The sequence below is a fragment of the Arthrobacter sp. TRD_SC_6 genome, from assembly GCF_055361185.1.
In genome coordinates this window covers 1,140,385-1,161,602 of the sequence record NZ_CM143953.1, presented here as the reverse complement: position 1 = coordinate 1,161,602, position 21,218 = coordinate 1,140,385, and the positions used below count along the sequence as shown (strand labels likewise).

Below are 21,218 nucleotides of genomic sequence, written 5' to 3'. Positions count from 1 at the left end.
CAGTTTGAACTAGCGGACCAGGCAGGGCCGCTTCGGGTCGAAGGTCCAGTCCGGGACCAGGTACTGCATGGCCATGGCGTCATCGCGCGCGCCAAGACCGTGCTCAAGATAGAGTGCGTGCGCCTGATCCAGCCGCGCCCGGTCCAGTTCCACCCCAAGCCCCGGGGCGGTTGGCACCCGGATCTCACCGCCGCGGATCTGCAGCGGCTCGCGGGTCAGCCCTTGCCCATCCTGCCAGATCCAGTGGGTGTCTAGCGCCGTAATGTCACCCGGTGCGGCAGCGCCCACGTGTGTGAACATGGCGAGGGAAATATCGAAGTGGTTGTTCGAGTGCGAGCCCCAGGTCAACCCGAACTCATGGCACAGCTGGGCCACGCGGACTGAGCCTGCCATGGTCCAGAAGTGCGGATCGGCCAGCGGAATATCGACGGCGTTGACCCGGACGGTGTGGGACATCTCCCGCCAGTCGGTGGCGATCATGTTGGTTGCGGTCTGCAGCCCGGTGGCACGGCGGAACTCGGCCATGACCTCACGCCCGGAAAACCGGCCCTCGGCGCCACACGGGTCTTCGGCGTAAGCGACCACGCCCTGCATCCGCTTACCCAAGCGGATAGCGTCCTCAAGGAGCCACCCCCCGTTCGGGTCGAGCGTGATGCGCGCATCCGGAAACCGTTCCTTGAGCGCGACGACGGCGTCGACCTCGTCATCCCCCGCAAGGACGCCGCCCTTGAGTTTGAAGTCGGCGAACCCGTAGCGGGCCTGCGCAGCTTCAGCCAGGCGGACGATGGCCTCGGGTGACATCGCCTCTTCACGCCGGACGCGTTCCCACGCGTCGGCCGAATCCGGCTCACGGACGTACGGCAGGCCCGTGGAGTCAGGGTTGCCGATGTAGAAGAGGTAGCCCAGCATCGGCACGGCATCGCGCTGCTGTCCGTCCCCCAGCAGTTCGGCAACGGGCACGCCCAGGAACTGGCCGTGCAGGTCCAGCAACGCCGATTCCAGTGCCGTCACCGCATGCACGGTGGTGCGCAGGTCGAACGTCTGGAGTCCGCGGCCGCCGGCGTCCCGGTCGGCGAAGGTGGCAGCGACAGAGCGCAGCAGCGAGCGGAACCTGGCCACCGGTTGGCCTGCAAGGAGCTTTCCGGCTTCCTCGATGGTGGCCCGGATTGCGTCTCCTCCAGGCACTTCACCGAGCCCGGTGCGTCCGTCTGAATCAGTCACGATCACCACGTTGCGGGTGAAGAACGGCCCGTGCGCACCGGAGAGGTTCAGCAGCATCGAGTCGTGCCCCGCAACGGGGACTACCTCGACGACGGCGATTGTCGGCTGTGCGGTCACTGGCTCTCCCCCGGCTGGCTCCGGTCCGCGATTTCAATGCTGCCGTCAACGCGACGGTTGAGCTTCCAGGGGTTCTCCTGCCTGATGGGCGCCGGAAGCAGGGCCTCAGGAAGGTTCTGGTAGGCCACGGGCCGGAGGAAACGCTCGATCGCGAGGGTTCCCACCGACGTCGTCCGCGTGTCCGAGGTCGCGGGGAAGGGTCCACCGTGGACCATGGCGTGACCAACTTCGACGCCGGTGGGCCACCCATTGGCGAGGATGCGGCCGACCTTCTGCTCAAGGACGGGCAACACCGGGCGTGCTGTCTCGTAATCGGATTCGGTGAGGTGCAGGGTTGCGGTCAGCTGGCCTTCCAACCGGCGTACGGCTGCCACCAGTTCGTCAGGCGACGCGTAACGGACAACCAGCGAGGCGGCTCCGAAGATCTCCTCGTGCAGCACTGGGTTGTCCAGGAAGGTGGGTGCGGACGTGCCGTAGACAACCGGTGCGGGCGCGTTCTCGGTGTTGCCCTCGGTTCCCCGGGCTACGAGTTCGACGCCGGTCTGGGAACCGAGCGACTGTACGCCGTCGTTCCAGGATTGGGCGATGCCGCGGGTGAGCATGGTCTGCCCAGAAGCGGGCGCCAGCGCCGCGTCGACGGCGGAGAGGAACTTGTCGCCGTCGTCGCCCGCGGGAACGAAGACCAGGCCGGGCGAAGTGCACAACTGGCCGCTGGAACCAGTCACTGAGGCGACGTACGCCTTGGCGAGTCCGTCCAGGTCGCCCTGCAGCGCACCCGCAAAGAAGAGCACCGGGTTGATGGAGCTCATCTCGGCGTACACCGGAATGGGCTCGGGACGGGAGGCGGCGGTGGCCATAAGGGCTGTACCACCCGACCGCGAACCGGTGAACCCGACGGCCTTAATGGCCGGATCCGAAACCAGGGCCTGCCCGATACTTGCACCGGGACCGTAGATCAGGGAGAAGACGCCCGGATGCAGGCCGGCGTCGTGCACTGCTTCGGTGATGGCCCGCCCAACGATCTCGCTGGTGCCGGGGTGCGCGTTATGCGCCTTGAAGACAACCGGACATCCAGCCGCGAGCGCGGACGCTGTGTCGCCGCCCGCGGTGGAGAAGGCGAGTGGGAAGTTGCTTGCGCCGAACACGGCAACCGGACCGATGGCGACCTTCCGCTGACGGATGTCGGCCCGCGGCATAGGCTCGCGGTCGGGGAGGGCGGGGTCCATGCGGACCCCATGGTGGTCGCCCTGGCGGACCACGGACGCGAACAGGCGCAGCTGGCCGGTGGTGCGGGCGAGTTCGCCCTTGAGGCGTGCTTCAGGCAGCCCGGTTTCGGCCATGGCCCGTGGAACGATGTCTCCCCCTGCGGCCTGTATCTTGTCCGCGATGCGCTCAAGGAACGCTGCGTGGTCTGCTGGATCGAGGCTGCTGAACGAAGGGAATGCTTCTGCCGCCGCTGCGGTGGCGATCTTGACCTGCTCCACGTCGATGAGGGAGTAGGCGGGTTCGAGGGTTTCGTTGGTCGCCGGGTTGAAGCCGTTGACGGTCTTGCCGCTGCCGGGAGTGCTTTCACCGGCGATGATCGAGTGGCCCTGGAGGCTGGTTTGCGTTGGCATTGGAACTCCTTTGAGAAGACGGTGGCCGAATGGGTCAGGCGGTAAGGACGGCGTCCGCGGGGCGGATGCCTGCTGCGTCGATAAGTGCGCCCAGGTCTGCGAGGTCAGAGTCGGTGAGGTCCTGCAGCGGCGGCCGGACTGCTCCGACATCGCGGCCGATGACTTTCAGGCCGCCCTTGACGATCGAAACGCCATAGCCTTTCACCCGGTCACGGATGGCGATGTACGGGAGTACAAACCGATCCAGCTTTTCGGTGACGGCAGCGTGGTCCTGGTTGCGGACATCCCGGTAGAACTCGAGCGCGAATTCCGGTGCGAAGTTGTAGAGAGCTGAAGAATAGGTGCTCATGCCAAGCTGCAGCAGCGGAAGCGCGAACGTCTCGGCGGTGGGCAGGCCACCGAGGTAGAAGAGCCGGTCGCCGTTCTTCACGTAGACCTTGGTCAGGTGCTCAATGTCGCCGATTGCGTCCTTGAACCCGATGAAGTTCGGGTGCCGGTCTGCCAGCCTGGCGACCGTTTCCGCTGAATAGATGGCGTTGCCACGGTTGTACACGATCACACCGACTGAGGTGGAGGAGCAGATGGTGCTGACGTGCGTGAAGAGCCCGTCCTGGTCGCACTCAGTGAGGTAGGGCGGCAGGAGGAGAAGCCCTTCAGCGCCGGCCGTTTCGGCGTCCTGCGCGTTCTGTACGGCCTGGGCGGTGGAGCCTCCCGCCGAGGCCAGGACGGGCACCTTGCCGCCCACTTCCTCGACCGCCATGCGGATCACCCGTGATGCCTCGGCCGGGGTAAGGCTGAACCCCTCGCCCGTGCCGCCTGCGGCGAACAGGCCGGCGACGTCGAAGCTGGCCTGCCAGGCGAGGTGCTTGCGGTAGGTATCTTCATCCACGGTCAGATCCGGAGCGAAGGCGGTGACAGGGAAGGACAGCAGTCCGTTTTTGAGCTTCTCGGCGAGTTCCTGCGGTGCGTACTGGGCCACGGTATATCTTCCTTCGGCAGTGTGCCGGCAAGCGGCGTCAATGGGCTGCTTCAAGACTAGGAAGGAAGTGCGATACCTGTCTAAGGCTTATTTTGAATGGTTTGATACCCGATCGGCATTGACCTAGTGGTCCTTCGTGCGGATAACCTCCAGCAGCCGCCCGAGGGCTGGGTTGCGCATCTCGCGGCTCCAGATCGCATACAGCTCGACGGCGTCCGGTTCAATGTCCTTGAGCCGCAGGTATGAGACGCCTTCCACGCCCAGCGCGCTCGCCGACTCGGGAACGAACGCGACACCCCTCCCGGCAGCCACAAGCGCCACCATGGTGAGGATCTGGCTCACCGTATGAACAACATTGCCGTGTTCAACAGGGATGTTCCGAACCACAAGATCGTAGAAATACCGGGCTTTCGTAGGCGAGTGCATGATCAACGGAACACCCTTGAGCTCGGCAACGGTGAGGGGACGGTTGAGCCGGTCCAGGGCGTGACCGGAGGGCACCGCCAGCAACAAGTCCTCAGTGAACAGCAGATGTGATTCGAAGAGGTCCTCGTCGAAAGCGGGGCGCGCGAGACCAAGGTCCAGGTCGCCGTCGGAAATAGCTGCCACCTGCTCACCGCTGACGAGCTCCTGAAGCTCGACGTCGACGTCGGGCAGTTCGAGTGCGATCTCCGTCAGCAGCGGTCCCAAGAGGCTGAAGCCGGACGCAGCGGTGAACCCGATGCGCAGCTGTCCGGACTTGCCCGCCGCGATGCGCCGCGCAGTGAGCGGCGCACGTTCCGCCGCAACAACCAGCTTGCGGGCCTCGCCGAGAAAAGCACTTCCGGCAGCCGTCAGGGAAACCTTGCGGTTATCCCGCTCCAGGAGTTCGACGCCGACGCTCCTCTCAAGCTTCTGGATCTGGCGGCTGAGGGGTGGCTGGGTCATATTGAGCCGTTCCGCCGCACGTCCGAAGTGCAGCTCCTCCGCAACGACAACAAAACTGCGTGCCTGGTCCAGCGTGAACATTATGCCCTCCGGGTATCACTCCATGCATATTTTGGCTTGGACATGCATCATAGCCCGTCCCTAAGCTGGGTTTCCGGACCCGAAGTGAGTGCAATCACATTTCATTGCAGTCCCGGTTCCCCAGTTGTTGAAAGTTGTCGAACAACGCCGTTCTCAAATGAGGAGTACAAGACGTGAAAGCATCATTTATTCGTCGCACCGCAATCACCGCCACCGCAGCCGCCAGCGTTCTGGCCCTTTCAGCCTGCGGCGGAAACGTCAGCGGTGGAAGCGAGGCTGGCGAGGAGTTCCCAAGCGGTCCCATCACGATCACTGTTGGCCAGGACGCCGGCGGTTCGACTGACAGGATCGCCCGGGCCGCAGCCGAAGGCATGGCAGATGACCTCGGAGTGGCCGTACCGGTGGTCAACAAGGCCGGCGCCAACGGCGCGTTGGCAACGAAGGAGGTCGCTGGCATGGAGCCTGACGGCCAGAACCTCATCCTGCTCAACGCGTCGCTGATCACCATCACCCCGCTCGCTGTCGGAGAAGACGAGGCTGTGTCCCTGGACAACCTGGACGTCATCGCCGGCCTGTCCCAGGACGACTACGTACTGGTGGCCAGCCCTGAATCGGGCTTCGAAACTCTCGCGGACCTCCAGGAGAGCACCGGCGACCTGAACTTCGGCACCACCGGCGTGGGTACGGGCTCACAGCTGGCCCAGGCGGTCCTGTTCGCCCAGGCCGAGATCGACGGAAGTGCTGTTCCCTTCGACTCCGGTTCGCCAGCCCTGACCGCCGTCATGGGTAACCAGGTGGACGTCGCAACGATCCAGCTCGGTGAAGCGCTCCCCCAGATCGAAGCTGGAACAGTCACCCCCATCGTCACCTTCTCCAGCGAGCGCAGCGAATTCCTTCCCGATGTTCCGACCGCCGTCGAAGAAGGCTACGAGGTTCCTGTTTCCCAGTACCGCGCCCTTGCGGCACCCAAGGGACTCTCCGAGGAAGCGAAGGCGCGCCTGATCGAGTCGGTTGAGACCGTCCAGGGCTCAGAGGCTTACCAGACCTTCAACGAGGAGAACATCCTTGCTCCGTGGGAAGTCTCCGGGGAAGAAGTTGTTGAAGAATGGAATGCCCTCGCCGAGCAGTACAAGGCCCTGGTCGAGGAATACGACATCTCACTGTCCGGCGAGTAGCATCCCGCCCCTCCCAGGCCGAGACCATCAGCTGAAATGAGCACCGCCATGAACCGGAAGCGCGACTACGAAGCCGAAGCAGGCGCCGACGGCGTCGGGGAAGTCCTCGACGTACCGGACCTGACGCCGGAAGACCTAGCTGCCGAGTGGGCTGCGGATTCGCCGCCACCCTCCGGACCGATCGCCAACCTCGCCGCCTCCCTGGTGGCAGCGGGGGTGGGCATCACCGGCATGGTCATCGCTGTTGGTCTCGGTCTGGGCACTCCCGGCGAACCCCGTCCGGGAACCTGGCCATTCGTCATCAGTCTGGCCATCACGGTCCTGGCCGCCGCGCAACTGTTCGTCGGCCGGCGGGGCGGGGCGGACGGTGAGAAGTTTTCACCGCTCTCCCGCATGGCGGCCTTCGGGTTCATAACCCTGCTCGCGATGGTGTGGCTCATGCCCATCATCGGGTTCGAGATTCCCTCGCTCCTGCTGTGCTTTGTCTGGATGAAGTTCCTCGGTGGTGAGAGCTGGCGGGCTGCAACGATCTACTCGTTGCTGGTCACCGCTGCCTTCTACGCAATCTTCATCCTCGGCCTGGGTACCTCGATACCCCACCTGTTCTAGGACCTAAGGACCCGTCATGGACTTCTTCACTCCGGTCATCAACGGCTTCGGCGTCGTTCTGGACCCACAGAACCTTCTGTACTGCCTGATGGGTGTGGTGATCGGCATGCTCATCGGCGTGCTTCCAGGCCTCGGCCCGGCAGCAACCATCGCCATTCTTCTCCCATTGACCTACGGGATTGAACCCGTCACGGCAATCATCATGCTCGCTGGCATCTTCTACGGCGCCCAGTACGGAGGAACCATCACCTCGGTCCTCCTCCGGCTTCCCGGTGAGGCGAGTTCAGTGGTCACCGTGTTCGATGGCTACGTCCTGGCCAAACAGGGCAAAGCGGGAACAGCGTTGGGTATCGCAGCGATCGGCTCCTTCATCGGCGGGACCGTCGCCATCATCGGCCTCACGTTCCTCGCCCCACTCGTTGCGAGTTTTGCCCTCGACTTCGGCCCGCCCGAGTACACCGCGCTGGCCCTCGTGGGAATCCTCCTGGTCGCGACCATCAGCGGCGGCAGCAAGATCAAGGCGCTGATCGCCGCGGCGGTGGGCCTGTTGCTGGCCACCGTGGGACGGGACGTCTTCACCGGCGCAGAACGCTTCACTTTCGGTAACCTGAGCCTCGCGGACGGCATCGACTTCGTCCCCATCGCCATGGGCCTATTCGGCCTTGGCGAGATCCTCTACAACCTCGAGGAGCGTCACCGCGCCGCCAGTGCGCCGGCGAAGGTTGCCAATGTGTGGCCCTCCAGGGCGGACCTGCGCAAGTCCTCCGGTGCGATCGGCCGCGGCTCGGTGCTTGGCTTCTTCCTCGGAATTCTGCCGGGCGGTGGCGCGACGATCTCCTCGATGGTCTCCTACGCCGTCGAGAAGAAGCGCGCCAAGGATCCTTCCCGATTCGGCAAAGGCGCGGTCGAGGGTGTTGCCGGCCCTGAAACCGCCAACAATGCCGCTGCAACGAGCTCCTTCATCCCGCTTCTTACCCTTGGTATTCCAGCCAACGCCACCATGGCGATCATCTTCGGTGCGCTGCTGATCCACGGCATCACGCCCGGCCCGCAGCTCATCTCGGAAGACCCTGACCTGTTCTGGGGCGTGGTGAACTCCATGTACATCGGCAACATCCTGCTGCTGATTCTCTCGATTCCGCTGGTGGGCCTGTTCGTGAAGATCCTGCGGGTGCGCGCCGCAATCCTTGCTCCCATTACAGCCCTGATCACCATCCTGGGTGCCTACACCATCCGCAATTCGATGTTTGATGTACTGCTCGTCGTCCTCTTCGGGGCGCTCGGCTACCTCATGAAGAAGTTCGGCTTCGAACCCGGCCCGCTGGTGCTCGCCTTCGTCCTGGGTGCCCTGCTCGAAGACAACCTCCGGCGTTCCCTGCTGGTACTCGGAGGTGACGTCTCCGGATTCTTCACCCGTCCCATCTCCGGAGTCCTACTGGTCCTCTTTGTTCTCGTGGCCGTAGGGCCCATGGTCAAGGCCGGTCTCGACAAGCGCCGTAACCAGTCACCCACCCGCGTCAACGCAGATTCCTAGGAGAACATTGTGAGCATCTTGGTCGGTTACGTTCCAACCCCCGTCGGCGAGGCGGCAGTTTCCGCCGCGATCGCCGAGGCAAAGCTGCGGCAGGAAGACCTGTTGATCGTCAACTCCGTGCGCGAGGGTTCCCGGGTGGACAAGTCCGTCGCCAGCGAGGAGGACCTCGCCCGGGTGAAGGCCACAGCCGACGACGCCGGCATCACCTCCCGCGTGCTTCGCCCCTCCCACAGGGATGACCTCACGGAGGAAATTCTGGAGCTCGCCGTCGAGCATGATGTATCGCTGATAGTCATCGGCCTGCGCCAGCGCACCCAGGTGGGCAAGTTCATCATGGGTTCCCACGCGCAGCGGATCCTGCTGCAGGCAGACCGTCCGGTCCTTGCGGTGAAACCGCCCGAGCGGGACTGATCAGCCCGCGAGCAGGTTCAGCTCGCGAAGTTTAGCCTCAACGTCGGCGTTGGTCGGCTCGACGTGATGCGCACCGTCGGGATAGACCACCACCGGGATGTTGGTCCTGCCGGAGATGGACCGGGCGTCCTCGGCCGCATCAGGGGTGGCCACCAGGTCGATGTACTCGAACTCGATGCCCAGCTCATTCAGCTGCCGTTTGGTGCGGATGCAGTCGCGGCACCAGTCGGCGCCGTACATGCGGATGCGTTTGGGGTTACTTTCAACTGCTGTCATAGCCCTAATCCTAGGCGCGTGCTTCCCCATCCAGCCTGGCGCGCGAGTTGGCCAGGTGCAGGCGCATCGCGGCTGCCGCAGTCAGCGGATCACCGGCAGCAATCGCGTTCCGCACCGCGAGATGCTCGAAGGCGACGCGCTGCAGGCGCTCCGGCGGGCCGCCGTCGTCGTCGGCCGGTTCGAGGCGCTGCGGAGGCATCGCGATCATCGCGGGACCGAGTGACCGCAGCACATCCACGAAGTAGAAGTTCCCACTGGCTTCCGCCACCGCCTTATGAAATGCGAAGTCGCAGGAGACGGCCGTGGCCGCGTGATTGCCGGCGGCGTCGAACGCGGCGAGGGCATGATCCACCGCCGCAATCATGACGGGTGTGGCATTGGCTGCCGCGAGCGCCGCCGCCTCACCCTCCACCCCGATGCGGAACGCGAGCAGGGCCCGGCGCTCCTCAAGGGTGCGCGGCCGGCGCATACCGCTGCCAGACTCTTCGTCGGCCGACGGCGGGGTGAGGGCAAAGCTGCCACTCCCCCGCCGCGTGTACACCAGGCCCTCAGCCTGGAGCCGGGATACGGCCTCCCGCACCACGGTCCGGCTGACACCGAATTCGCTGATCAATGCACTCTCGCTCGGCAGCTTCTCCCCGGACGGAATGGCGCCGTCCACAATGCGGCGTCGGAGGCTGTCGACCAGCGAGACTGCGAGCGTTTGCTTCATGGCTTCAATGCTGGCACGGCGCTGCCCAAACTGGAGCACACCCTAGCGGGTGCCGAACTCCACTGAGTCCGTGGTCCACGCGCGCGCCTGGTCACTGAACGTGAACCCCAGTCCCGGCCGGTCAGGGACAAGCATGCGGCCGTCGCGGGTTTCCAGCCGCTCGTTGAACAGCGGATCCAGCCAGTCGAAGTGCTCCACCCACGGTTCACGCGGGTAAGCGGCAGCGAGGTGCAGGTGGATTTCCATGGCGAAATGCGGCGCCAGGTCCAGCCCGGCCTGGTCCGCGAGCGTTGCCAGCCGGAGGAATTGGGTGATTCCGCCGACCCGTGGGGCGTCCGGCTGGATGATGTCGCACGCGCGGGCGGCAATCAGGCGCTCATGCTCGGCGACGGAGGCCAGCATCTCGCCTGTGGCGATCGGGGTATCCAGTGCGGCTGCGAGTGCGGCGTGGCCTTCGGCGTCGTAGGCGTCCAGCGGCTCTTCGATCCACACAAGGTCGAACTGTTCCAGCTTGCGTCCCATCCGCAGTGCAGTGGCGCGGTCCCACTGCTGGTTGGCATCGACCATCAGCGGTACGTCCGGGCCGATGTGCTCGCGAACCGCAGCAACCCGGCGCAGGTCTTCGGCGGAATCCGGGAGCCCCACCTTGATCTTGATGCCGCCGATGCCCTCTGCCAGCGACTGCGTGGCCCGCTCCTTCACTTCACTGATCGAGGCGTTGAGGAAGCCGCCGGAAGTGTTATAGGTCCGCACGGAGTCGCGGTACGCGCCCAGGAACTTGGCGAGCGGCAGGCCGGCACGCTTTGACTTCAGGTCGTAGAGGGCGATGTCGAGGGCGGCGAGCGCCTGCGTCGCGACGCCGGAACGCCCCACTGAGGCGCCGGCCCAGAGCAACTTGTTATACAGCTTTGCGATGTCGCTAGGATCCTCACGGATCATCCCCTCGGCTACTTCCCGGGCGTGCGCATACTGCGCCGGACCTCCGGCTCGCTTCGAGTAGGAGAACCCCAGCCCACTGTGGCCCTGCTCGGTGAGGATTTCGGCGAACAGGAAAACCACTTCGGTCATGGGTTTCTGACGGCCGGTGAAGACTTTCGCATCGGAAATGGCCGTCTTCAGCGGAAGTGTTGCGGTAGACAGTTTGACGTGGCGGATCGCGTCGGGTGTGTAGGTCATTGGGGGTGCCTTCGGATTGGATGAGCCGGTCACAACCTATCGTACAAGTTGGTTAGTTATCCGACAAGTGCCGTCTCACTACCGTTCGGTCGAAGAGCCTATATACAAAACCCCGGCCAACAGGCCGGGGTTATGAGCACTGGACTTAGTCCTCAACGGGCGGTGCGACGATCACGTGCGTGCCCTGTTCCTCGAACGCGTTGATCTGGTCCTGGGTGATTCCCGAGTCAGTGATGAGGTTGCTGAAAACGTAGCCGTTCATCGTTGCGAAGGACCGCACGCCGATCTTGGATGAATCCGCAATCACATAGGCGGCCGACGCGCGCCGGGCCACCAGCGCATTGACCGCAGCCTCGCCTTCGTCGCTGACGGTCGGGCCTACCTCCGGGTCAAGCCCGTTGACCCCAACGAAGGCGAAATCGAGCGCAACATTCTGCAGGATGATGTCGGTGTAGGGACCCACCAGCTCGTAGGACCTCGGGTTGACTATCCCGCCGGTCACCATGATCTTGATGTTCGGACGGACCGCGAGCTGGGCTGCGATGTTGATGGCGTTGGTGACGACGGTCAGCGTGGGCTTGAGCGAAGGCTCCATGAGGTCACGGCGCGTGCTCAGTACCGACGCGATGGCTGTGCTGGTGGTACCTCCGCACAGTCCGATGACGGAGCCGCGCGGAATCAGCTCACTGGCTGCGTGCGCAATGGCTCGCTTGTGCTCGGTCTGGTTGTCCTTGTTGTAGCGGACCGGGAGATCATAAGCCACCGTCTCGATGGTGGCACCACCGCGTGTGCGGGTCAGGAGCCGCTGGGAGGCGAGGCTGTCCAGGTCCCGCCGGGCTGTAGCCGGGGATACCTCAAGCTTCTCAACAATGTCCTCGACCTCAACCTGGCTGGACTCCGCCAGCAGGTCGAGGATAGCGCTGAGCCGCTCCGCTCTCTTCATCCTCGAGGACCCTTCCGTTGTAACACTGGTCAAGCAGTTAGCGCGCCGATGGTTCAGCAAACAGTGTAAGCAGGCGCGACACCTCGGGCACCATAGCAAGACGCCCCGCGCCTAGGTACTTCCTAGAGTCAACCATGCCCGGGTCGTTTGTTAGCGCTTCGCGCACCGCCCGCGTAAAGAAGCCGTTCAAGTGCGTGGAAACGTTGATCTTGGTCATGCCTGCCTGTATTGCCGCGGCGATGCTCGCATCGGGCACGCCGGACGAACCGTGGAGCACCAGCGGGACCGGCAGCGCCGCTCGAAGGTTCCTGATCAGCTCGAGGTCCAGCTCTGCGCTGCGTTCGGTCATTGCGTGGGAGGAGCCGACGGCGACGGCCAGGGCGTCCACGCCCGTCGCCGACACAAAATCCGACGCTTCGCCCGGATCGGTCCGGACGCCGGGCGCGTGTGCGCCATCCTTGCCGCCGACCTTGCCGAGCTCGGCCTCGACGTACACCGAACGCCCGCGGGCGTATTCTGCAACCCGTGCGGTCGTGGCGACGTTCTCCGCGAAGTCCAGGTGGGCGCCGTCGTACATGATGGAACCGAATCCGAGGTCCACGGCCGCAATTGCCAGCTCAGGATCCTCGGCGTGGTCCAGGTGCACGCCAACGGGCACCTTTGCTGCGCGAGCAACAGCGAGAGTCGCCAGCCCGACCGGTTCCAGCCCGCCGTGGTACTTCACGCAGTTCTCCGACACCTGCAGGATCACGGGCAGGCCAGCGGCTTCCGCGCCGGCAACGATGGCTTCCGCAGTCTCAAGGTGCAGGACGTTGAAAGCTCCGATTCCGGTGCCGTTAGCGCTTGCTGCCTGCATCAGGGCAGCCGTGGGTGTCAGTGTCATCTCGCGTGCTCCAGGTTTCGCTCAGTCGACGGGGTGCTAGCCGTCGGTCAGGGAGAGCTCAGTCAGCTCCACCTGATCGGCAAGCTGTGGGTAACTTGGGTGGATTTCGCCTGCGGTCGGCATGAGGACAGCCGCGGCAGACCATGCGGTCGCGTTCCTCAGCAGGGTGGTTGGGTCGGTGATCCGCGCGGCAAGCATCACCGAAATGGCCGCAACCGCAGCGTCTCCTGCTCCCGTAGGATTGCCGGCAAGGCGCTCAGGGAGCCGCGCGTTCCAGACCGAGGACCGGTTTTCTGCCCGGTAGAGGCGCAGGCCGTCGGCACCGCAGCTGACGAACAACCGTTTCGCGCCGCGGTCCAGGAGCATTCCCGCCGCAACGTCGATGTTGTCCGCGCCTGTTGCCTCGAGGAGTTCGTGGTTGTTCGGTTTGAGTGCGTCAACGCCGGCGCTGGCCGCGTCCAGCAGCGCACTGCCTGAAGTGTCAATCAGGCACGGGACCGCAAGCGACGCCGCCAGCGCTACCAGGGACGGATAGAAGTCCTCAGGAGCGCCCTCCGGAAGGCTGCCGGATCCGACAATGCAACCGGCAGTTGGCAGAACGTGCTCGACGGCGGCGCGAAGGTTGGCCCACTCGGCCTCCGCCAGCGGCGCGCCCTCTTCATTAAAAATACTGGTCTCACCGTCGGCCTGGTCGAAGAAGGCCATGGAACGCCGGGTCGGTGCCACCGTGCGGATCAGCCGATGCGGGACGCCGCTGGCGGCCAACTCTTCCTCGAACTCCGCGCCGGAAGTTCCACCCGCCGTCGTAATCGCAAGGGACGGTAGTCCAACCTGATGGATGACCCGTGAAACGTTGAGGCCTTTGCCGCCTGCGCGGCTCAGCGGACGGCTGACGCGGTGGGAGTGCCCTGCACTGATTCCGTTCACCAGGTAGGTCAGGTCCACAGCAGGATTGGGCGTGACCGTAACCACAGGGCCGCGAAGCGTCTCTGTGAAGCCCATACCCGGGATGGTCATCGACGGGCTCCAAGGAGATCCCGGGCCTGGAGACCGGCGCCGATCAGGCCTGCGTCCTGGCCCATGCTCGCAGCCAGCAAGCGGGGGCGGCGATGGAAGGACAACCGCTTGTCCACCTCGGCGTTCAGTGGCCCGAACAGCTGCTCGCCGGCCTGGGCCAACCCGCCGCCGATCACCACCGCTTCCGTGCCGAGCACGGCTGAGAGTTGGCAGATGCTGAAGGCAAGGGCATCAACGGCATCGGTGACCACCTTGTCTGCCTGCGGATCACCGGACGCCTGTAGCTGCAGCACCTCGCGGGCACCGCTGACGGCCCGCCCGGACAGTGTCGCGTAACGGCGTGCAATGGCGCCAGCCGAACCGAGCGTCTCCAGGCAGCCGTGCGCGCCACACAGGCAGGGCTCACCGCCCGGCACCTCTGCGTGGCCAAGCTCGCCGGCGAAACCTCCGCCCAGGACACGCTGGCCACCGCAGAACACCGCGCCGGCAATGCCGGTGCCAATGATCAAGACGACGACGTCGTCGAGGTCCCGTGCCGCGCCAAGCCGAACTTCGGCGACGCCTGCCGCACCGACGTCGTGCCCGAAAGTCACCGGAAGGCCCGTAGCCGCTCCGACGTTGTCAGCGAAAGGGTAATTGCGCCAGCCGAGATTTGCGGAGAAGAGACCCACACCGTTGTGCTCGTCCACGAGCCCGGGCGCTATGAGCCCGACCGCACGGATGTTCTTATCGGGCCAGGCCAGGCGGTACTCATCAAGCGTGGTGCTGACGCTTTCAACCACGGCGTCGCCGGAGCCTTCCGCCCTGAGGGGTGTGGGCCGACGTTTGATGTCGACAAGCGTTGCTGATGAATCCATTAGCGCTGACTTCGTGTCAGTGCCACCAACGTCAATGGCGAGAATGACATCCTCAGACCCGAGGACGGGGTCATCAACTGGGATGGTGAGTTCTCCTGCGGTCATCGGGACGGTCAGGCGTCCAGAATAACCGAACGGGTGAGGTTGCGGGGCAGATCAGGATTGAGTCCGCGTGCAAGGGCACGGTCCAGCGTTACCTTGTGCACCAGTGCAAGCTCCGCAAGGGGGTGCCTGGTGGAGTGGACGAACTGGGCTCCGGTGGCTGCGACGTCTGCCGCGAGCCCCTCAACGGCGTCACCGAAAAGCCAGACAACGCGGCCCGGTGCGGCAATGGAGATGGGGCCGTGGCGGTACTCCATGGCGGGGTAGGACTCGGTCCATCCCTGCACAGCTTCACGCATCTTCAGGCCGGCCTCGTGTGCCAGGCCAATGGCCCAACCGGTCCCGAGAAAGGTGAACTGCTCGGCGTTCAGCAGCTCGGAGCTGGTTTCCTCTGCGAGCGCGCTGCGGGCATCGGTGATGGCTCCGCTGACATCCGCGCCGAGTGAGGAGAGCAGGTAAACCAGTGCTGAAGTTGCGAAGCGGGTCTGTACTACCGACAACTCATCGGCGTATGGAAGTTCGATCACCAGATCTGCGAGGCCCACGATCGGGGAGGTGGTGTCACCGATCATTGCGACACTGGCGATCTGGCCCTTGTACTTGCGCAACAGGTGCAGCACCTCGGTGGTGGTGCCGGAGCGGGTGATCGCAACGATGGCGTCATAGCCGCGTGCAGCAAGGTCAGGAGCCTCGGACGCTGCGAAGGCATCGGTGATGCCCTTGCCGGCGGCCTCACGCGAAGTGGCGTAGGCCTGAGCCATGAACCAGGACGTTCCGCAGCCGACTACGGCAACCCGGGCGCCGTCGGCGGGCAGCAACTGCTCGTCACGTGCTTGCGGGGCGGCGACCTTCCAGACCTCTGGCTGGGACATCAGCTCGCTTTCCATATGGGCGCCGGGCTGGGCTTGAGGAACTGGAGCAAGCTGCTGGGTCATGTACTCTCCTGAAGAAATCTGGTAATGATTGAAAGTGGTCTTTAGTCTGACGTATCAATCACTTTCAGTCTACAGGAGTATGCAAGTTGGTGCCGACGCTAGGATCGGCACATGCCGTCCCTGTCCGTAGTGATTCCCTGCAAGGACGACGCCGGCCCCCTCGCCCGGTGCCTGGCCGCGCTCGGCCAGCAGACGGTCCAACCCCTGCAAATCATCGTCGTGGACAACAATTCCACCGATGACAGCGCCCGGGTCGCTGTCCGGTTCGGTGCCACCGTTGTGCCGGAAGCCGCTCCCGGGATCGCCGCGGCTGCCTCAACGGGGTACGACACCGCGCGCGGCGATGTCATTGTCCGCTGCGACGCGGACACCATCCCACCTGAGGACTGGCTGCAGCGGATCAGTGAGCGGTTCAGCGCGGAACCGGACCTCGCCGTGCTGACCGGACCCGGCGTCTTCCACGACACCGGTGCAGTCCGCGCCCGAATCGCGGCTGTCGCTTACATGCAGGCGTACTTCGTGACGATGGGCGCGGCGATGGCGCACTGGCCTCCGTTCGGTTCGAACCTCGCGTTCCGGCGGGACGTCTGGCTGGAGGTCCGCGGGCGGGTCCACCGCTTCGACCGGGAAGTGCACGACGACGTCGACCTCGGCTTTGCACTCGAGCCCTCCCACCGCACGGCGTACGACCGCTCCCTCACCGTCGGCATCTCAGCCCGTGCCCTGCGCGGCGGTGCTGACGCCCGTCGCCGCTTCCGCCGCGCGTTCCACACCATCGGGCTGCACTGGCGGCGCGTGCCGCCGTGGGAGCGCTGGCGGTCAGCAGTAGTTAACCGTATTAACGGTTAACTACTGCAGTGAGCGCCGTCGTTAATCTCTAAGTGTGTTCGGGGAAGCAGCCGCGAACCGCTCCGGATACAGCAGCGGCAGCTGGAGGGTGAGCCACGGGCTGAACGCCCAGGGCGCCGCCGCGACGGCGGTGGTCAGTTCTATTGGGTCCACCCACTTCCACTCCTCTACCTCGTCGTAGCGCGCAGCCACCGCGGAGGTTGCCCGTGCTGTGTAGACGGGGCAGATTTCGTGCTCAACGATCCCGCCCGCATCCACGGCCCGGTACCGGAAGTCAGGAACCCGCAGGTCCAACAGGTCAATCGACAAACCAAGTTCGCGTTGAGCCCTGCGTACCACCGCCTCTTCAGTGGGCTCATCCGGCCCAGGGTGCCCGCAGAACGAGTTTGTCCATACGCCGGGCCAGGTTTTCTTGGAGATTGCCCGGCGGGTGACGAGAATGCGCCCGACCTCGTCGTAGACGTGTGCGGAAAATGCAAGGTGCAACGGCGTCTCCCCGGAATGCACTGTCGCCTTCTCCTGGGTGCCGATCGGGGTGCCATCGACAGCTGCGAGAACGACCAATTCGGCCATGAGTTCCATTTCCCTTCCGGATGATTGCCCGTGTTTACTTTAGCTATGGATAAGGAGATCGCGCTGGCTGGCACGGACGGCAGTCAGCTGGTCGATGAGGTCCTGGCGTCCTTCTTCTCCCAGTACCGTGCCCGCCCAGAAGCCGTGCACGCGTGAGCCGCGAGCGGAACGCCCTCGCTGACTACACCGGGGCGGCGATGAAGTCCTCGGCCGTTGTGCTGCGGTCCTACTCAACATCGTTCGGCATGGCTTCCAGGCTGTTCGAGCCCGCCGTCCGCCGGCAGGTTGAATCGGTCTACGCGCTGGTGCGGGTGGCGGATGAAATTGTTGACGGCGTTGCCTCCGCTGCGGGCCTCGACGACGCCGAGATCCGCCGCCGGCTCGACGGCCTGGAAAGCGAGACGGAGCGCGCCATGGGCTCGGGCTACAGCGCCAACCTGGTGGTCCATGCCTTCGCGGATACCGCGCGGCGCACGGGCATCGGCACCGACCTGACGCGACCGTTCTTCGCATCCATGCGCGCAGACCTCGACAGCACTGAGCACACTCCCGAATCCTTCACCGAGTACGTTTACGGATCCGCTGAGGTTGTGGGGTTGATGTGCCTCAAGTGCTTCCTGCATGGCAAAGGCACCAGCCCGGAGGAGGAACAGAAGCTGGCCGCAGGAGCACGCCACCTCGGCGCCGCGTTCCAGAAGATCAACTTCCTGCGTGACATCGCCGAGGACTTCACCAAGCTGGGCCGCAGCTACTTCCCCGATGTCTCTCCCCTCAACTTCAACGAGGCGCACAAGCAACGCCTCCTCGACGACATCGACCACGACCTCAACGAATCCCGCAGGGTTCTGCGCGGGCTGCCGCCCTCCAGCCGCCGGGCGGTGGCGCTCGCGCAGGAGCTCTTCGCCGAACTCTCCCGGCGCATCCGCGAAACCCCCGCGGCAGACCTGATGCGCGCGCGAATCAGCGTCCCGAATGCCGTGAAGCTGCGAATTGCGGTGGCCGTCCTGGCCGGTAGGCGCGGGATGTCGGAAGACACGCGAGCAAAGGCGCGCGCAGCATGAGGCGCCCGACGGCGGCAGGCCGGGACGTCGTCGTCGTCGGTGGCGGGATCAGCGGACTGGCGACCTCCGCACTGCTTGCAGTGGAAGGCCACAGCGTCACGCTGCTGGAGAAGCAGGACACCGTGGGCGGGCGGGCCGGCTCCTTCGGTGAGGGCGGTTTCCATTTCGACGCCGGGCCTTCCTGGTACCTGATGCCCGAGGTGATCGACCACTTCTTCGCGCTGCTTGGAACCTCGGCGGCTGAGCACCTGGACCTGGTGAAGCTGGATCCCGGCTACCGGATCCTGTCGGAGGGCTTCGAGGAACCCGTGGACGTCCCGGCCGAACGGGCGCGGGTGGTCGAGCTGTTCGAGCGCCTGGAACCGGGCGCCGGAGCGCGGTTGGAGGAGTATCTCGACTCCGCCGCAGACACCTACGAGATGGCAATGTGCCGGTTCCTCTACCCGACCTTCGAGTCCTTCCTCCCCCTCCTCACTCCGGACGTCCTCCGCCGGGCACCCCGCCTCGCGCGGCTCCTGCTGGAGCCGCTCCACTCCTACGCCCGCCGGTACGTCAGCGACCCCCGGTTGCAGCAGGTCCTCGAATACCCTGCGGTTTTCCTCGGCACCAGTCCCTTCGCAGCGCCCAGCATGTACCACCTGATGAGCCACCTCGACCTCGACGACGGTGTTCTCTACCCGATGGGTGGATTCTCGCGGTTGATCGCGGCGGTCGAGGAACTCGCACGGAAGGCGGGCGTGACCATCTCAACCGGCTGCGAGGTGCTCTCGATCGAGACCGCACCCGCATCCTCCGGGCGGAAACGGGCGGCCGTCCGCGGAGTCCGCTACCGGCAAGCCCACGGCACCGAAGTGACGGTGGCTGCCGACGTCGTGGTCTCCGCTGCGGACCTGCATCACACCGAAACGCAACTGCTCCCGCGGAACCTGCAGACCTACCCTGAAGGCTACTGGCGCCGCGCCACCGCAGGGCCGAGCGCGCTGCTGCTCTACCTGGGTGTCAAGGGTGAACTTCCCGAGCTGCGCCACCACACACTGCTTTTCACCAAGGACTGGGAGGAGAATTTCCGGGCCATTTTCGGCCGGACCGCGTTCATCCCCTCCCCCGCGTCCCTGTACGTGTGCAAACCGAGCGCCACTGACCCTGGCGTGGCGCCGGAGGGTCACGAGAACGTCTTCGTGCTGGTGCCGATCCCCGCTGATCCGAGCCTAGGCGGGAGCGGTGGGGACCGGATGGAGCGGGTAGCCGACCTCATCATCGAGCAGATCAGCGAGTGGGCCGGGATCCCGGACCTGGCTGAGCGCATCGTGGTACGCCGAAGCTACGGACCAGCCGACTTCGAGAACGACTACAACTCGTGGCGGGGCACCTCGCTCGGGCCAGCCCACATCCTCAGGCAAAGCGCCTTTTTCCGTGCAGGCAATGCCAGCCGGAAGGTTCAGGGCCTCTACTATGCGGGCGGATCGACCATTCCGGGGATCGGTATCCCCATGTGCCTGATCAGCGCGGAACTGGTCATCAAGCGCTTGCGGGCAGACACGAGCACCGGCCCGCTGCCCGCGCCGCTGCGCCCGGCCGCGGTGCAGGAGCTGGCGTAGTGTCAGCGGCCTACCTGCTGTTCCTTCTCGTTTCGCTGGGCTGCATGGTCCTTCTCGATGCGCGGCTCAGGCTCTTCTTCTGGCACGACGCCGGCCGTGCAGCGCTGGTGCTGGCGGCCGGGGTGTTGTTCTTCCTCGCCTGGGACCTCGCCGGGATAGGCCTCGGCATTTTCTACCGGGGGCAGACGGACCTGATGCTCGGCGTGCACCTGGCCCCGGAGCTGCCGGTTGAGGAGCTGGTTTTCCTCACCTTCCTGAGCTACCTGGTGATGAATCTCTTCCTCATGTTCCGGCGGGTGTTTGCGGCACGGCACACCACAGGCACGAATGCGGAGGAACAGGCGTGACCTACTGGACGCTGAACAGCTTCTTCCTCCTTCCCGCGCTGGCCGTCGGAATCTGGGCGTTCGTCCGGCTGCGGGGGGCTGCACGAAGGGTGACGCTGGCTGCGGGCACCTGTGCCGCCGTCGTCGTGCTCGTCCTGACAGCGGTGTTCGACAGCGTGATGATCGCCGCTGGCCTCTTCACGTACGCGCCGGAACTGATTTCGGGCGTCTTCATCGGCCTGGCGCCGCTGGAGGACTTCGCCTACCCAGTGGCCGCAGTGCTGCTGCTGCCTGCCCTGTGGATCCTGCTGGGTGCCCGCGACCGGGGCCGCCGGAAGGAACGCCGCCCATGAAAACCCTGCAAGCGCTCCTGGTGTCCTCGCGTCCGTTGTCCTGGGTCAACACGGCGTTCCCGTTCGCTGCTGCCTACCTGCTGACCGCGGGCACCGTCGACCTGGCCTGGGTAATGGGGACGCTGTACTTCCTCATCCCCTACAACCTGGCGATGTACGGGATCAATGACGTGTTCGACTACGAGTCGGACCTCCGGAACCCCCGCAAGGGCGGCGTCGAAGGCGCGGTACTGGACCGAACCCTGCACGCAATCACCCTCCGGGCCGCGATCGCCGCCAACGTGCCCTTCCTCGTGGCCCTGGTGCTGCTGGGCGGGCCGCTGTCCTGGCTGGTGCTCGCGGTGAGCATATTTGCGGTGATCGCCTACAGTGCGCCCGGTCTGCGCTTCAAGGAGCGGCCGTTCCTGGATTCCATCACTTCAAGCACGCACTTCGTCAGCCCTGCGCTGTACGCCCTGGTGCTCGCCGGAGCCGAGTTCACGCCGTCGTTATGGGCGCTGTTGGCCGCCTTCTTCCTCTGGGGTATCGCGAGCCAGGCATTCGGCGCCGTCCAGGACGTCACAGCGGACCGCGCCGGCGGTATCGCTTCAATTGCTACGGTGATCGGGGCCCGCGCAACAGTCCGCTTTGCCATTGGCGCTTACCTTTTGGGTGGTGCGCTCATGCTGTTTACGCCGTGGCCGGGCCCGCTGGCCTCGTTCCTGGCGCTGCCTTACGTGGCGAACATCGTGCAGTTCGCATCCCTGGAGGAGGACGACGCCGAAACCGCCAACCGCGGCTGGAAACGCTTCCTTTGGTTGAACTACGCAACGGGGTTTTTCGTGACCATGCTTTTGATCTGGCACGCGGCAATCCGCTAACCGGTTCAATCAATTGAGGTTTTCTTG

The 21,218-nt window shown here is 65.0% G+C and carries 23 protein-coding genes; 10 read left to right on the top strand and 13 right to left on the bottom strand.

All coding sequences use genetic code 11. From position 1 onward, the window contains the following. Positions 1-9: 9 nt before the first annotated feature. The 4 genes from ACWA1U_RS05780 to ACWA1U_RS05765 all read right to left on the bottom strand — a co-directional run bounded on the left by ACWA1U_RS05780 (position 10) and on the right by ACWA1U_RS05765 (position 4,941). The gene (locus ACWA1U_RS05780) at positions 10-1,338 is read right to left on the bottom strand and encodes an enolase C-terminal domain-like protein (protein ID WP_463724390.1); all 1,329 of its coding nucleotides are present in this window, start codon (positions 1,336-1,338) and stop codon (positions 10-12) included. Then, positions 1,335-2,954: an aldehyde dehydrogenase (NADP(+)) gene (locus ACWA1U_RS05775; protein WP_463724389.1), complete on the bottom strand. Its 1,620-nt coding sequence runs from the start codon at positions 2,952-2,954 to the stop codon at positions 1,335-1,337. The genes ACWA1U_RS05780 and ACWA1U_RS05775 overlap by 4 nt, the downstream gene beginning before the upstream one ends. Positions 2,955-2,988: 34 nt before the next feature. Next, a complete protein-coding gene (gene kdgD, locus ACWA1U_RS05770; protein ID WP_463724388.1) occupies positions 2,989-3,933 on the bottom strand; it encodes a 5-dehydro-4-deoxyglucarate dehydratase in 945 nt (314 codons plus the stop codon). 123 nt (positions 3,934-4,056) lie between these two features. After that, positions 4,057-4,941, bottom strand: coding sequence for a LysR family transcriptional regulator (locus ACWA1U_RS05765; protein WP_463724387.1), 885 nt, complete (start codon positions 4,939-4,941; stop codon positions 4,057-4,059). 173 nt (positions 4,942-5,114) lie between these two features. Here ACWA1U_RS05765 and ACWA1U_RS05760 point away from each other — a divergent pair, with 173 nt between their 5' ends. Genes ACWA1U_RS05760 through ACWA1U_RS05745 form a run of 4 tightly spaced genes read left to right on the top strand, consistent with a single transcriptional unit; the run spans position 5,115 to position 8,670 of the window. Further along, entirely contained in the window at positions 5,115-6,116 is a 1,002-nt protein-coding gene (locus tag ACWA1U_RS05760; protein WP_463724386.1) for a tripartite tricarboxylate transporter substrate binding protein, read from the top strand. Between the two features lie 36 nt (positions 6,117-6,152). Beyond that, positions 6,153-6,725 carry a tripartite tricarboxylate transporter TctB family protein gene (locus ACWA1U_RS05755; RefSeq protein ID WP_463724385.1) on the top strand — a complete coding sequence of 191 codons (573 nt, stop codon included), beginning with the start codon at positions 6,153-6,155 and terminating at the stop codon, positions 6,723-6,725. A gap of 16 nt (positions 6,726-6,741) precedes the next feature. Next, entirely contained in the window at positions 6,742-8,259 is a 1,518-nt protein-coding gene (locus ACWA1U_RS05750) for a tripartite tricarboxylate transporter permease (RefSeq protein WP_463724384.1), read from the top strand. A 9-nt stretch (positions 8,260-8,268) separates the two neighbouring features. Beyond that, positions 8,269-8,670 (top strand): universal stress protein, encoded by a 402-nt coding sequence (locus ACWA1U_RS05745; protein ID WP_463724383.1) that lies wholly within the window; start codon positions 8,269-8,271, stop codon positions 8,668-8,670. Here ACWA1U_RS05745 and ACWA1U_RS05740 read toward each other — a convergent pair whose 3' ends face one another. From ACWA1U_RS05740 to ACWA1U_RS05705, 8 genes are all read right to left on the bottom strand, one after another. Then, positions 8,671-8,946: a glutaredoxin family protein gene (locus ACWA1U_RS05740; protein ID WP_463724382.1), complete on the bottom strand. Its 276-nt coding sequence runs from the start codon at positions 8,944-8,946 to the stop codon at positions 8,671-8,673. A gap of 10 nt (positions 8,947-8,956) precedes the next feature. Then, positions 8,957-9,658: a FadR/GntR family transcriptional regulator gene (locus tag ACWA1U_RS05735; RefSeq protein ID WP_463724381.1), complete on the bottom strand. Its 702-nt coding sequence runs from the start codon at positions 9,656-9,658 to the stop codon at positions 8,957-8,959. A 42-nt stretch (positions 9,659-9,700) separates the two neighbouring features. Further along, a complete protein-coding gene (locus tag ACWA1U_RS05730) occupies positions 9,701-10,834 on the bottom strand; it encodes an L-talarate/galactarate dehydratase (RefSeq protein WP_463724380.1) in 1,134 nt (377 codons plus the stop codon). A 145-nt stretch (positions 10,835-10,979) separates the two neighbouring features. Continuing rightward, complete coding sequence (locus ACWA1U_RS05725; protein ID WP_463724379.1) at positions 10,980-11,777, bottom strand: DeoR/GlpR family DNA-binding transcription regulator; 798 nt, start codon at positions 11,775-11,777, stop codon at positions 10,980-10,982. A gap of 37 nt (positions 11,778-11,814) precedes the next feature. Next, a complete protein-coding gene (locus ACWA1U_RS05720) occupies positions 11,815-12,660 on the bottom strand; it encodes a class II fructose-bisphosphate aldolase (RefSeq protein WP_463724378.1) in 846 nt (281 codons plus the stop codon). A gap of 36 nt (positions 12,661-12,696) precedes the next feature. Then, on the bottom strand, positions 12,697-13,677 hold the full coding sequence (locus ACWA1U_RS05715) for a 1-phosphofructokinase family hexose kinase (RefSeq protein ID WP_463724377.1): 981 nt from the start codon (positions 13,675-13,677) through the stop codon (positions 12,697-12,699). Then, complete coding sequence (locus tag ACWA1U_RS05710; RefSeq protein WP_463724376.1) at positions 13,674-14,639, bottom strand: ROK family protein; 966 nt, start codon at positions 14,637-14,639, stop codon at positions 13,674-13,676. The genes ACWA1U_RS05715 and ACWA1U_RS05710 overlap by 4 nt, the downstream gene beginning before the upstream one ends. 8 nt (positions 14,640-14,647) lie before the next feature. Next, complete coding sequence (locus ACWA1U_RS05705) at positions 14,648-15,571, bottom strand: SIS domain-containing protein (RefSeq protein ID WP_463724375.1); 924 nt, start codon at positions 15,569-15,571, stop codon at positions 14,648-14,650. Positions 15,572-15,682: 111 nt separating this feature from the next. Between ACWA1U_RS05705 and ACWA1U_RS05700 the strand changes: the two genes are divergently transcribed. Further along, on the top strand, positions 15,683-16,420 hold the full coding sequence (locus tag ACWA1U_RS05700; protein ID WP_463724374.1) for a glycosyltransferase family 2 protein: 738 nt from the start codon (positions 15,683-15,685) through the stop codon (positions 16,418-16,420). A gap of 21 nt (positions 16,421-16,441) precedes the next feature. Here ACWA1U_RS05700 and idi read toward each other — a convergent pair whose 3' ends face one another. Then, positions 16,442-17,002, bottom strand: a complete 561-nt coding sequence (gene idi, locus ACWA1U_RS05695; RefSeq protein WP_463724373.1) for an isopentenyl-diphosphate Delta-isomerase — start codon at positions 17,000-17,002, stop codon at positions 16,442-16,444. Positions 17,003-17,145: 143 nt separating this feature from the next. Here idi and ACWA1U_RS05690 point away from each other — a divergent pair, with 143 nt between their 5' ends. Genes ACWA1U_RS05690 through ACWA1U_RS05670 form a run of 5 tightly spaced genes read left to right on the top strand, consistent with a single transcriptional unit; the run spans position 17,146 to position 21,191 of the window. Then, positions 17,146-18,054 (top strand): phytoene/squalene synthase family protein, encoded by a 909-nt coding sequence (locus ACWA1U_RS05690; RefSeq protein ID WP_463724372.1) that lies wholly within the window; start codon positions 17,146-17,148, stop codon positions 18,052-18,054. Further along, positions 18,051-19,652 carry a phytoene desaturase family protein gene (crtI, locus tag ACWA1U_RS05685; protein WP_463724371.1) on the top strand — a complete coding sequence of 534 codons (1,602 nt, stop codon included), beginning with the start codon at positions 18,051-18,053 and terminating at the stop codon, positions 19,650-19,652. Before ACWA1U_RS05690 ends, crtI begins: the two co-directional genes overlap by 4 nt. After that, on the top strand, positions 19,652-19,999 hold the full coding sequence (locus ACWA1U_RS05680; protein WP_463724370.1) for a lycopene cyclase domain-containing protein: 348 nt from the start codon (positions 19,652-19,654) through the stop codon (positions 19,997-19,999). The genes crtI and ACWA1U_RS05680 overlap by 1 nt, the downstream gene beginning before the upstream one ends. Further along, positions 19,996-20,331, top strand: a complete 336-nt coding sequence (locus ACWA1U_RS05675) for a lycopene cyclase domain-containing protein (RefSeq protein ID WP_463724369.1) — start codon at positions 19,996-19,998, stop codon at positions 20,329-20,331. Before ACWA1U_RS05680 ends, ACWA1U_RS05675 begins: the two co-directional genes overlap by 4 nt. Beyond that, positions 20,328-21,191, top strand: coding sequence for a prenyltransferase (locus ACWA1U_RS05670; protein WP_463724368.1), 864 nt, complete (start codon positions 20,328-20,330; stop codon positions 21,189-21,191). The genes ACWA1U_RS05675 and ACWA1U_RS05670 overlap by 4 nt, the downstream gene beginning before the upstream one ends. Positions 21,192-21,218 lie beyond the last annotated feature (27 nt).